The following is a 12,281-nucleotide window of genomic DNA, read 5'->3' on the forward strand; positions in this document are numbered from 1 at the left end:
TTTGATTTTCATATTCTTCAGCTTCGGATTGGGCAAGCGCGCCGGGCGCGGAGCCCTCAAATTGCTCAAGCGTCCGGCGCGCTTCTGCGGGGGCTTGGTTTCCAAGCGATGAGTGCGGCCTGACATGGTTGTAGTCGTAACGCCAGAGCGCCAGCTTGCGTCTGGCATCGTCCATGCTGTCGAACAGTTCTTCGTTCAGCAGCTCGTCGCGCAGGCTGCCGTTGAACGACTCGATGAAGGCATTCTGCTGTGGTTTGCCCGGGTCGATGTAATGCCAGTCCACGTCGTTGTCGTTCGCCCATTTCAGGATCGCACGGCTGGTGAACTCAGTGCCGTTGTCGCTGACAATGCTGGCGGGTTTTCCATAGAGACGCACAAGCGCATCCAACTCCCGCGCCACTCGGGCACCAGAGATGCTGGTGTCGGTCATCAGGCACAGGTTCTCGCGGCAGCAATCGTCATTCACAGCCAGAATGCGGAAGCGGCGTGAGGCGCCGAATGTGTCGGACAAGAAGTCCAGCGACCATCGCTGGTTTGGCTGTGTAGCCTCCGGCATCGGTGTCCTGGTGCAACACGCAGCATCTGTCACTTTGGGCTCGAAGCTGCCGATCTCCGCGTCGCGGCATACGGGCACCTGCCAGACGGGGACATCCGTCGCTCCCGGCCCTTTTCGGACCTTCATGCCAAGCGCATCTCATGGCCCGTCGCAGCCAAAAATGGGCCTTCCCGCCAACCTCAGTCAGACGCGAGGGCACCGGTTTAACCGAGGGATCGTTTAATATTCGGCACTGCGTTCCTCCAGTTCGAAAAGGTGTGACATCCCAAGTGGCTACAGACCTGCTTGAAATTGGGGCTCTGGAATCGCATTCCTCTTAGCGCTGCGATGGAGGGTGATCACGAAATCGTTCTTAATCAATAGCAGATCCAATATCCTGACGTTCGAAATCTTCTGCATGGCCCACTGATGTATGGCAAATACCTATACTTCTGATACCTCCATGAAGGCGTCCAATCTGCGGGCAGTTTCGCCGTTGGGAGTGCCGACCACGATAATATGCACAGGGCTCCCGAGAGCAGGGTATAGCTGCAAACTGACGACGATATATCCCGCGATTGGGCCGTCCTCCGGGACTCCGAGAAAGATTCGCAACGAATGATCATTTGAGATCTGAGGGACATCCCTCTCATCGATGTCGCCGACATAGTAAGAAACATCATCATGTCGGCATAGAATAATGTCATGGAGCAGTGGATTGAAGCCATCAATGCCCAACTTGGCGCATGTGAATGCGTGCGCAGTTTTTGCCAGTGAGCGCAGATATTTGGTGCGATCAATATCACCGAGGAAGACAGCTACACGCTCTGCGCCATTAGCGTGACCTACCTCGCGGCACATCGAGTTCAACATTTCTCGTTCTAAGTATCTCCATAGACGACCGGAGCCAGCTTCGGCTGCATCAGGCATTGCTATGCGCGGAGGAGGCGAAGCCCACAGGTTCAGGCACAAAGGTGCTTTTTCAGTATCAACTTTTCGCGACCCCAAATTGCGCAAGACTTTGCCTCTGTCATCGACTTCCGCAAATTCGTAAGTGATTTCTGTCGCTCGATCTTTCTTTCTTCGCGTTGGCGCTCCAACCTGAGCACGAAAATTTCCCAGCTGCCTGCGGAGAACATGTTGCTCATAGGGTTGAATGGCCTTTTGGCAACTGGTGCAGCACGACTTGAGAAGAACCAAGGCGTTCTTTCCGAGCGCGTATGGGATGACATGTTCATCGGTCAACTCTTCACATGTTGCCCCGCAATAGATGCAACGGCCAGGGGATGCGAGGCGTTGCCCTTCGTTTGCCTCAATGTCGACCTCATCGTAATAGTAGGGGAGTTTCACACATAAACCTTTGCGATCTGGATTTCATTTTGCCGTATTGATATACGCACATTTGGCAGGGTATTTATTCAATGTTAATCGTGAGAGGGTGCTTCTATTTTCACTTCCCGCTCGCCCTATTGCCGCTCATATTCGATTGGCATTTACATTTCGTAAATTCTCCTCCACTTTTCAACTGACCGCCTAAAATGATATTGATAACTTTCCTGCGCGATGCAAACAGTCACAAAAACTATTTCACCTTCATTTTAAGACCGATCCTTGCATAAAAAGATCTACGGGCTTCTGGGTAAATGTCATGGAGCTGCAATTATCGAGGCAATATGGAAAACCGCTCCTCTGCCAACAGCAGGAATTCCTCACGCTTTTTTCGGATATCCACTCCCAATCGATTTGCATGTCCGATCGCCTCCTCCACATGTCTGGGAAGATCCATTTCATGGTGGCGGGAAGGTTCAAAGATGCAGTGGAAACTTGCATTCACCTCTAAAGGGCCAGCATGAGAGGCCAAATGGTGAGAAAGAGCCGTCGTGATACTCAATAGTTCCTCAAAGGCTTTCGCAAGGTCAGGGTCCACGAATTTCATTTCGGGAGCAGACCAAGTATCCACAAACCGATTAATGTCCTCCGAGGATTGGGAACGCCAGCTACTTCCAAAGTTATGATTGCAAACAAAATACTCCAAACGCCCGTGGGTCGCAAACTGATCCTTGAACTGGGCGTATAGCGCGAGATCCCGCTTCAAAACGTTTCTCTCCGTCTCCACGCTTATCTCTTTTTCTCGATCGATGCCTTCACGTGTAAGCTTGGCATCATAGGTCTCGATAGCAAAAACAAGTATACTGAAAAGCAACCCCAGGCCGATTACAGTTACCCCTGGCCATATCGCTGCATCGTTGGTAATTTGGCTCCATTCTGGAGTAACCGTCCCGGTCAATTGAGCAAAGGCATACCGAGCGAGCCATTGCAAAAGGCCGTCAAGAAAATACCCATCGAGAAGTAGCGTTGCACCAACAGCGATGACTGATGTCGTGATCTTGCGGTGATGACTTGGGAACCAAACCTTCAAAAGAAACCTTCCGGCCTTAGCCATCCAAACCTGTAGTTTCATCTTAGTCTCCACTGTCGCGCCAGGAACTGGATATCACCTCGATGGATGGTGTCTATGTCTTTCCCCAGCTGTTCAAATGCATTGACAAACAAAACTGCTGAAAGTGTGCGACGCGGCACTGCGGCTCGTCGCCCTTGCTGTCGGCCGCGACTTAAAGCCTCGATGACAGACAAAAAACATAACCTGGGGGTTCCCGTGCCGGCATTATGATCCCGTGGCGCCTGGGGGCGGAATGTCTGATAAGCTATTGTTTGAGGGCAACCAAAACGGACATCGAGCGCCTACCGTCTAAGTTAAGCAGCGGTCAACGCCATTTTTAGACTAGATGGAGCGTCGACTACGACCAAAAATGATGCACAATACGATTTCGCGAAAGGCTCGCACGTTGCTAAGAACAGAAGATATTGCCACCCCGATATTCAAAAGATCAACCGAGGGGGGGGGGGGGGGATAAATTGAGCTCCCCGTTTGCAAGTAACTTCAATATAGATCAATGGAAGCGCGCCCGTGCGGGCGCCAAAGATAACCAGCGGGACATCAAACTTTGCTTGTCTGCACTATTTTTTGGGAAACAGGTTTCGTCTCTCAGAAAGGAGCACGTGGACAACATATTCAACGGCATTAGCAAGCGTAGCGCGCTGGTTCTCGCCGTTGGTTCCGCCAATCGAAATTATCTCGCTCTGAAGGCAGATTTCCGAAGCAGGCAACAGGAGTTTGCTAAATCAGAAAACGCTGACCCATTTCATCTTATGGACGTAGGAAAGGCAGGAAGTCGAATTGCGCCTCAGGACAATCTATCACCGGATGATTTGACTACAGCAATCGTGGATACGTTACCTCACTGGTTCTTTCAAGCAAAAACCTCTCAGTTGAGCGTGAGTCTATCAAGACACAATTTAACCTCTTGGAGCGAAGAGCAGGTTGGGTGCTTTCGGTAGAAGCAGGCCTGAGAGATCTTTGGATGTCTGCGCTTTGGGAGGCGCGAGAGTTAAAGCGAGATGGAGAGAATTTGATTTTTTGCCCTGCAAATCGTGAAAGCGATTCATACTGGTTTGCAAGCCAAATGCGGGCCGAAGCCGCTCTATGGGGGCCGCTTGCATTATTCCATGATTTACCGGAAGATCGAGAAGACACGCAACATATAATGGCCGTTTCGTTCACGCAATCTCGAAAAGGGCGTGCTCAGCTAAAAGCCTCAAATCCGTCCTCAAAAAAAGCTTCGGAAGCTCAATGAAACGATGGGCATCTTGGAGCGTTCTTACATCAAAGAGTTTTTTGACGTGCCGATCAAGGTTGCGGGCGCCGACATCACGATGAGGCTTCTCGTTCAGTCGCTATGGATTTTAGAGGAGCTTGGCTCCAGTATGAATTCGAAAATTCAGGCGAAGACTATCCAAAGCTATCGAGATGCCAAAGAGTTTTCGCTACGTGTCACGAAGATCGACTGTTTGAGGGCCTTTAGAGAAGGTTTGAGTGTTAGCGAAATCACTGCAAAGTCTATCTTGTCACAACTTGTGCTGTCACCAGACGATACCGCAAAATGCTTTAGGGACGGTGCTTGGTTTCACCCCCTTGTAGAACTTGACGACGAGCACGTCATGATCGTTCTGCCGTCGGTCGAAGTCGGATCAAAAATTCGATTTGTAGAAAGAACTTTGTCGGAGTTGTTGGGACCTGACCTGAGTAAGGAGAAAAGTCTTGGCGAAACCTTTGAGAATTTCGTTCGGGAACGAGTTCGGATGGCACTGGACGGCAATGAGATCGTCAATGATTTCGCGTGTTTTCCGCATGCTTTGGATGAATCTGGAACGGGTGGAGAGGAGATAGATTTACTGTTCAGAATAGGGAGGCGGATTGTCGTTGGTGTAGTAAAGTGCTTGGTGGCTCCAAATGAATCCATTGACAGATTCAATCACCTTTCAAGACTGGAGGGCGCAGCAGAGCAGGCAAAAAGAAAAGCAGAGTGGCTATCAAAAAATCTACAGTTAGTAGAAGGTTCACTTGGCGTTAATCTTGCTAAAGCGGACATCGTCCAATTAGTTATCTTGAATCATAAAATTGGCTCAGGACTCTTGATTGATGACGTAGCGATAACTGACATATCTCTGCTTGAGCTGTTCTCTAATGAAGGGTCGTATGCGTCAGGCGCAGCAATGAAAAAGGGCGACAAAGCAGTTACTTTTACAACACTTTACACCAACCAAGAAGAAGCGGAAGCCGCGACTCCGGAGATCTTTTCATGTCCCCCGCCGTTAAAGCCATTTATTGAAGGTGTTGAGTGGATAAAAGTTGAGTTTCCTACGGGGTTTGGAAAGATGCTCCTTGAACACCCAAGGATGAAAGTTGGCGCACTTGTAACACCTGAACTGGAAGCTGCGGCGAGCGCTTTCTCGCTGAATGGTGGCTCTCCGGATAAGTCGCTGACCGCTGATTGATTGCTGATATAGAATATGCAGCGAACGGCAGCTCTCCGCCCATTCTGTGGAAAAAGACCCGTTCGCGGGCGCAGAATTCCGCCGCTTGAGTTGGGCGCGAGCGCCTTTCCTGTCAGGCTTTCCTCGGTTGCTGCGGTGCAGGGAAAACCTTGGCCAATCTCGCCGTCATGAGCCTCCATTAAGGCGCTCACACGATCAGCGGCCGCGCCTGGATCCTGTACTGCTTCCCGCATCAACAGGATCCCGCGCGGCACCCCCCTCCCCTTCACGAAACCGACACCGGTCAGGCCACAGGCTTGGCACGGGTTATTCCGGAGTGTCCGAATGCCTACTCATACCACCACTTTCCCCTTCCCCATCGATGGCGCGTTTCGCCAAATTTTCGTCGGCAAGACACATGCGCATTGGCATGAAGCCGCGCAGGCCAAGGGTTTTAAACTTGTGGGTCGCGCCATAGATCGCCTGCATGTCGTGCTCGGCTGCAAGACTCGTCATACCCCTACTCTCAAGCGGATCAGCGTTGTCCTTGGCCACAATCCGGAATGCCCTCATTGCATCCGGTCTCGGCGTGAGGCGGTCGCCGCGCGTGTCGGCGCCATGCTTTGTGGGCCTGATCCGATGGGCGATCGTCACTATGGTCTTTACGAATTTGACTGTGGTCACCGCGATCGTCGTCAGCACACCCGCGTCGAAGAAGCCGCTGCTGGCGGGCACAAGCTGAGCTGCGGCGTATGTCTTCATGCGAAGCACATGGCGGAGGCCGAGGCGCAGGACTGGCTCTTGATTGGCGAGGCTGTACGAAAACATGTCAGCTATCGCCGGTACGAACACGTTTGCGGCCATCGCCAGGACGTCGCAATTGCCGATATGCGGCACGGCGATGTCGATTGTGCAGGTTGCGGCCAGAGCTGGACCTCGAAACCGAGCAAGATCTATCTGCTGCAATTCCGTCTTCCGGAACTTCCGGTGATGAAGCTCGGATTCAGCAGCAATCCGGAATTCCGGATGCGCCAGGTGCAGAATGATCCCGTCTTAACGCAGGGCGCGGTCTGTCGAGATATTCCGATTGCCTCCGGTCACCAGGCCGTCTGCATCGAGAAGGCGCTGCATGCCCACATCGCGGCACATCGCCCTGACTTGATCGCGCCGCCAGACGTCTTCCGTCCTCACCTTCGCACGACAAGCGAAATCTACCATCAGCACGGGAAGACCTACATCTCCGCCCTCCTTGATGCCGTCAACTCAGGCTGGAACCCGAGTCTGATCCAGACCGACCCGCTCTCCGCCCCCCACGCTTGACACCAGGGGAGCCGCCTCCAAGCGGCTCCCGCCTCTCCCGAACTTTCCGGAACCTCTCCCCCATGCCCTCATCATCATTGAACCCGCGCGTCAGCGCGCTCTCTCCGCATGCTCTCTCGATCATGCGCCCTCTTCTCCGGCGCATCGCGCTCTGGCATCGCGATCGTATCGCCGAGCCGGCCACATCCTAGTCGCCCATCACCTCGGACTGCCGGCTGCGCGGAATGCCGTACTGACGAGCGCCGGCGGGTATGTCGACATTCCGGAACGTTCTTTAGAAAGCCGCGAAACCGCCCGGCACCGGATCGCCACGCTCATGGCCGGCCGTGCCACGGAAGAACTCATCCTGGGCGTTCCAACCAACGGCGCCGGTCTCGGCCTTGGCTCCGATCTCGCCGAAGCCACGCGTCTCGCTTCTTGTGTGGAGTTCGCGTGGGGTCTCGGAACGAGGTTGACCTACACCCCGGCGGAGACTGCACTGCGGAATGGCTCAGACAACGACATCCCAACCGTGATCGAGACAAGCTTGCAGCGGGCATTGAAGATCGCGACCAGCATCATCGGCGATCAAGGTGAATCTCTGATCCGCATCGCGACGGCACTTTTCGATGAACGAGAACTTCCCGAGAGCCGTATTGCCGAACTTCTTGGCCCTGTTCCGTGAAGCCAGCCTCGCTCCCTATGCTCTGGCGGTTTCGGCGCGATGCACAGTTGCTTCAGCCGGTATCGATCATCGCCACTGAGCGACGAAAGAGCTCGGCGACGTCGCGTCACTCCCTACCCGGTCCCCCAATGGTCCCCCTAGTGACGTAGCACCTGGGTAAACATCTTAAAGGTAACGAAGTTTCAACTTAGTTCGTCCAGTCCATCATGGGCGCGACGGAGAGGCGGACTGCCTTTTCAACCATACTTTTCAATATCTTAACCTAAACTCCGAACGAGCATCATGTAGCACGCTCGGCGTGGATTTCCGGGGGTTTTCCCCGGTTTTCCGGGGTTTTCGATTCAGGATCGCTACCGTGTAGCACATCTGCGCGGCCAGAACACCGGCGCTTCCTCCGACCGGGTTCGCTGCACGCGCCGCCACCCTTCGCACGGTGTCTAACCCAAGAAAGTCAGGGTCCAAACCCAGAGACCGGGAAGCATTCGCCGTCCTTAGTTGGCGGCAAGCCGAGAGTAGCCATACACGGATAAATTGGTTATGAGTTCACAATTGAACAAAATGGGCGAATTATGAACACGGGCAGCACGCAAGCGGCGAAGCGCCCTGAGTATTCGGTCCAACCCGTTGTTCGAGCATTGGCGGTCCTGCGTTATATAGCGGCAGGCAATCGGTGTCGCAAAATCAGCGCCGCTGCCAAGGCTACAGGTGTCAACCGAACGACTCTGACCCGCATTCTCGCCACGCTGGAGGCAGAGCGCATGATCGAAGCGCTGCCTGATGACGGGGGCTTTCGGCTGGGCACCGGGCTGATCTCGCTTGCGTCAGAAGCACTGAACGACCGCGGCATCGTGCCTTCTGCGCGACCGGTGCTTGTTCGATTGGTCGAGACGCTGAAGCTTTCGGCGCATCTGGGGGTGCGTGAAGGCCATGAGATTGTCTACCTGGCGCGCGAAACCCCGGTGTCGTACCTGGCGAGCACCGTGCGCGAAGGCACCCGCCTGCCCGCCCATGCCACCACCATTGGCCGCATCCTGCTGGCGGAGCTGAGCCGGCAGGAGATCCTTGCGCTCTATGACGATTACCCTTTGGAGGCTTTCACCGCCAAGACCCGTACCTCGCTCGAGGCGCTGATGGACCAACTGGCTGCGGACCGCGCACGCGGCGTGTCCTGGAGCATGGCCAACTTCGAGCCAGAGATCGGCTCGGCCGCCGCTCCGATTTACGACCACCGGGGAGAGGCTGTGGCGGCGATCAATGTCACCGGCCACGCCAGCATATTCACTGAAGGTACCGAACAGGCAGCGTTGATCGAGAGTACGCTGAAAGCTGCGGCACAAGAGGTCTCAGAGGCGCTGGGGTATCGCGGCTGGGCCGCAGATCAGATATAGGTATACCTTGCGGCGGCCGCTTGCCTCAATGGCCCGGAAAGAGACTTGAGAGCCCGGTGACCGCCCTTGTTGTCCGCCATCCCTGAAGCGTCCCGGGGCTGCGCGACCGCGCAAGACAGCCCCTTGAGGAGACCGTCATGACAGATGCCCCCGACACTCCCCGCCACGGCTATGACGCCGGGCGCCTGAACCTGCCTTTCGTCGGTATTCCGACCTTCGGAAAACGCCCCTACGTTCAGGACTGGAGCCGTATCGATGCCGATGTCGCCGTGCTAGGCGCGCCCTTTGACGCAGGCACGCAGTTTCGTCCCGGCGCGCGCTTTGGTCCGAGGGCGGTCCGCGAGGCCTCGACACTGTTTTCCTTCGGTCATGCGGGGGCCTATGACCACGAAGACGATTGTACCTACCTTCCGGACGCGGTGCGCATCGTCGATATCGGAGACGCCGATATCGTCCATACCGATACGGTGAAGAGCCATGCCAACATCAAGGCTGGGGTGAGCGCGATCCTCGATGCTGGGGCCTTGCCGGTGGTGATCGGCGGCGACCATTCCGTCAACATCCCCTGCATCGACGCGTTTCAGGGCCGGGGCGAGATCCACATCCTGCACATCGACGCGCATCTCGATTTCGTCGACGAGCGTCACGGCGTGCGCTTCGGCCACGGCAACCCGCTGCGTCGTGCCGCCGAAAAGGCCTATGTCACCGGCCTGACACAGGTCGGCATTCGCAACGTCTCGTCCACCGCCAGGGAAGGCTATGAAGATGCCCGTCGGATGGGCTCCGACATCCTGTCGGTCCGGCAGATGCGCAAGCTGGGGCCGGAGGCTGTGATCGCCCGCATTCCCGCAGGCGCGAAGGTCTATGTCACGCTCGATATCGACGGTTTCTGCCCCTCCATCGCGCCTGGCACCGGCACACCGAGCCATGGCGGCTTTCTCTACTACGAGGTGCTGGAGATGCTTCAGGCGCTGGCCAGACGGCACGAGGTGGCGGGCATCGACCTGGTAGAAGTCGCGCCCGACTACGACCCCACCGGCGGCACCGCGATCCTTGCCGCGCAGGTGTTGCTGAACTTCCTCGGCTTCGTCTTCGCGGCCCGCGCCGACAGATGACCGCCGACTTCGCTTGACACGAATCGGGGCCCCGCTTAGGCCCCGGTCCAAGATGGTTCGGACAGGAGAGACGGGGGCGACCCCGCGCCGACGGAGCAACGCCCCGGAAACTCTCAGGCCCAGATACTGCCGAACCATGAACTCTGGAGAGTGGTGCCGCATGCACCCGCCGAAGGAGAAAGGCGCCATGTCCCTGACCCGGACCGGCGCTGATGCTCTCAGGCAAAAGGACAGAGGGGGATGCGTCGGAGACCCGGCGTGTCACACCTTTGTCTGGAGTGCCAAACATGGCTTCGAAATCCATTGCCGTCATCGGCGCCGGTGTCACCGGCGTCACCACCGCCTATGAGCTTGCCACGCGCGGCTATGCCGTCACCGTCTACGATCGCAATCGCTATCCCGCCATGGAGACCAGCTTTGCCAACGGCGGGCAGCTTTCGGCCTCGAACGCCGAGGTCTGGAACCACCTGTCGACGATCCGCAAAGGCATCGGATGGATGCTGCGAAAGGATGCGCCGCTGTCGCTGAGCCTCGCACCGAGCTGGCACAAGTATTCGTGGCTGGCCGAATTCGTGGGCCAGATCCCCAACTACCGCCGGCACACCACCGCCACCGCGCGGCTGGCGGTCGCCGCCCGCGCCCGGATGCGGGCCATAGGCGAGCGCGAGGGCATTTCCTTTGACCGGGAGGACCGCGGCATCCTGCATTTTTACACCACCGAGGCACAGCTCGATCACGCCCGCCGGGTCTCGGAGCTGTTGGCCGAAGGCGGCGTGGACCGGCAGGAGATCGACGCCGACGGCATCCGCCGCATTGAACCGGCGCTGACCGGGAACTTCGCAGGCGGGTTTTACACGCCCGGTGACAGCTCGGGCGACATCCACCTGTTCACCACCGGGCTGGCCGCCGCCTGCGCACGGATGGGCGTGTGTTTCGAGATGCAGACCAGCGTCACCGGCAGCGCCACCACCGGACGGAGCGTCACGGTCAGCTACGAAACCACCCCCGAGCCGGGCCGCAAGCAACGCCACAGCGCCGAACATGCCGCCATCGTGGTCTGCGCCGGGGTACGCAGCCGGGCGCTGGCCAAAGGCTTTGGCGACCGGCTGAACGTCTACCCGGTCAAGGGGTATTCGATCACCGTCAACCTCGACGATGCGGCGTCGCGGGCCAGCGCACCGCAGGTCAGCCTGCTCGACGACGAGGCCAAGATCGTCACCAGCCGGTTGGGGCCGAACCGGTTCCGCGTTGCCGGCACCGCGGAGTTCGCAGGCGAGAACCGCGACATCCGTGACGTGCGCATTGCGCCGCTGGTGGGCTGGGTAAACCGTTACTTCCCAGAGGTCTGCACCCGCCAGTCGACCCCTTGGGCCGGGCTGCGCCCAATGATGCCGTCGATGATGCCGCGTGTCGGCCCCGGACGGCGCGACGGCGTTTTCTACAATACCGGCCACGGCCACCTTGGCTGGACGCTGGCCTGCGCCACATCCGAGGCCGTCGCTTCGGCCGTTGCCGCCCGGGTCTGATCGGCCCGACGAAACAGCCCGACCAGGGCGCACCTCCCGCCGGTGCGCCCGCGCCAGGCTGGATCACCTGAGGTCGGCACCGGAGATTTCGGCGGCAGCGACCAGTTGGTCGATAAAGGCGCGGGCCGCACGGGCCCAGGCCGTCTTTTCCATCGCGTCACGGATCTTCTGGTGCACGGCTTCGAATGGCAGCACCGCGCCTTCCGCGACCGCGTCCATCCGGACGACGTGCCAGCCATGGCGTGTCAGCACCGGTTCTGCCGTGATTTCCCCCTCCGAAAGCCGGCGCAGGACTGCCTCGAACTCCGGCACGGTGTCGCCGGGACCCAACTGCCCCAAAGCGCCTGCCGATGCTTTCGAGCCGCAATCGCTGGTCTCTCGGGCCAGCACGCCGAAACCTCGTGAATTTTCCAGCGCCCGGGCAACAAGCGCCACGGCGCGCGCGTGCGCCGTGCGGCTGCCCTCTTCGTCGCGCGGATCGCAGGCACAGAGAATGTGCGAGACTTCCCACAGCGGCGGCGACCGGAAGCGCTGCGGATCACGCGCCCATTCCGCCCGCAGTGCATCCTCTGTCGATGGCGTTACGTCGATTGCGGATTCAAGCAGGCCACGAATGAGCGCCTCATCCTCAGTCTCGAACCTGCCCTGCCCGACGGCGTCGGGCTGCGATTGCACCCCGCGACGGTGAGCCTCCTGCAGAAGCAGGGTGCGCACCGCCACGGCATTTGCGGCCTTCCGCCAAGCGATGCCGGGTTTGCCCTTTGGCGCCGCGTGGTTCTGCGCCTCGGCCGCGACAACCGCATGCGGCACGGTTTCGCCGTTGACGACCAGATCGGGAAACAGGGCTGACCTCATCGC

12 protein-coding genes, 2 pseudogenes and 1 riboswitch are annotated in these 12,281 nt (G+C 57.7%); of the genes and pseudogenes, 9 read left to right on the forward strand and 5 right to left on the reverse strand.

Translation table 11 applies throughout. The annotated features are described in order from the left end of the window. The 3 genes and pseudogenes from AC04PT_RS19410 to AC04PT_RS19420 form a co-directional block, all read right to left on the reverse strand. Positions 1-568, reverse strand: a pseudogene (locus AC04PT_RS19410) (integrase core domain-containing protein); the annotation flags it as partial. 411 nt (positions 569-979) lie between these two features. Next, positions 980-1,885, reverse strand: a complete 906-nt coding sequence (locus tag AC04PT_RS19415) for a hypothetical protein (RefSeq protein WP_482875446.1) — start codon at positions 1,883-1,885, stop codon at positions 980-982. A 310-nt stretch (positions 1,886-2,195) separates the two neighbouring features. Continuing rightward, entirely contained in the window at positions 2,196-2,996 is an 801-nt protein-coding gene (locus tag AC04PT_RS19420; RefSeq protein WP_482875447.1) for a hypothetical protein, read from the reverse strand. Between the two features lie 599 nt (positions 2,997-3,595). Here AC04PT_RS19420 and AC04PT_RS19425 point away from each other — a divergent pair. The 3 genes from AC04PT_RS19425 to AC04PT_RS19435 are packed head-to-tail and all read left to right on the forward strand — an operon-like array spanning position 3,596 to position 5,431. After that, positions 3,596-3,934 carry a hypothetical protein gene (locus AC04PT_RS19425; RefSeq protein WP_482875448.1) on the forward strand — a complete coding sequence of 113 codons (339 nt, stop codon included), beginning with the start codon at positions 3,596-3,598 and terminating at the stop codon, positions 3,932-3,934. Positions 3,935-3,957: 23 nt separating this feature from the next. Next, positions 3,958-4,230 carry a hypothetical protein gene (locus AC04PT_RS19430; protein WP_482875449.1) on the forward strand — a complete coding sequence of 91 codons (273 nt, stop codon included), beginning with the start codon at positions 3,958-3,960 and terminating at the stop codon, positions 4,228-4,230. A 4-nt stretch (positions 4,231-4,234) separates the two neighbouring features. After that, positions 4,235-5,431 carry a hypothetical protein gene (locus tag AC04PT_RS19435; protein ID WP_482875450.1) on the forward strand — a complete coding sequence of 399 codons (1,197 nt, stop codon included), beginning with the start codon at positions 4,235-4,237 and terminating at the stop codon, positions 5,429-5,431. A gap of 306 nt (positions 5,432-5,737) precedes the next feature. Here AC04PT_RS19435 and AC04PT_RS19440 read toward each other — a convergent pair whose 3' ends face one another. After that, positions 5,738-6,172, reverse strand: coding sequence for a hypothetical protein (locus AC04PT_RS19440; RefSeq protein WP_482875451.1), 435 nt, complete (start codon positions 6,170-6,172; stop codon positions 5,738-5,740). Positions 6,173-6,181: 9 nt separating this feature from the next. Between AC04PT_RS19440 and AC04PT_RS19445 the strand changes: the two genes are divergently transcribed. The 6 genes and pseudogenes from AC04PT_RS19445 (at position 6,182) to AC04PT_RS19470 (ending at position 11,423) form a co-directional block, all read left to right on the forward strand. Beyond that, a complete protein-coding gene (locus tag AC04PT_RS19445; protein ID WP_482875452.1) occupies positions 6,182-6,730 on the forward strand; it encodes a hypothetical protein in 549 nt (182 codons plus the stop codon). Positions 6,731-6,962: 232 nt separating this feature from the next. After that, a complete protein-coding gene (locus AC04PT_RS19450; RefSeq protein WP_482875469.1) occupies positions 6,963-7,394 on the forward strand; it encodes a M41 family metallopeptidase in 432 nt (143 codons plus the stop codon). Between the two features lie 569 nt (positions 7,395-7,963). Then, a pseudogene (locus AC04PT_RS19455) lies at positions 7,964-8,152 on the forward strand (helix-turn-helix domain-containing protein); the annotation flags it as partial. Beyond that, entirely contained in the window at positions 8,153-8,782 is a 630-nt protein-coding gene (locus AC04PT_RS19460) for an IclR family transcriptional regulator (RefSeq protein WP_482875470.1), read from the forward strand. A 137-nt stretch (positions 8,783-8,919) separates the two neighbouring features. Then, positions 8,920-9,897 carry an agmatinase gene (speB, locus tag AC04PT_RS19465; RefSeq protein ID WP_482875453.1) on the forward strand — a complete coding sequence of 326 codons (978 nt, stop codon included), beginning with the start codon at positions 8,920-8,922 and terminating at the stop codon, positions 9,895-9,897. Positions 9,898-10,030: 133 nt separating this feature from the next. Continuing rightward, a riboswitch (glycine riboswitch) is annotated at positions 10,031-10,141 on the forward strand. Between the two features lie 43 nt (positions 10,142-10,184). After that, positions 10,185-11,423: a D-amino acid dehydrogenase gene (locus AC04PT_RS19470; protein WP_482875454.1), complete on the forward strand. Its 1,239-nt coding sequence runs from the start codon at positions 10,185-10,187 to the stop codon at positions 11,421-11,423. A gap of 63 nt (positions 11,424-11,486) precedes the next feature. Here AC04PT_RS19470 and AC04PT_RS19475 read toward each other — a convergent pair whose 3' ends face one another. Further along, complete coding sequence (locus AC04PT_RS19475; RefSeq protein ID WP_482875455.1) at positions 11,487-12,278, reverse strand: peptidylprolyl isomerase; 792 nt, start codon at positions 12,276-12,278, stop codon at positions 11,487-11,489. Between the last annotated feature and the right edge of the window lie 3 nt (positions 12,279-12,281).

The sequence above is a fragment of the Litorisediminivivens sp. KMU-197 genome, assembly GCF_056858395.1.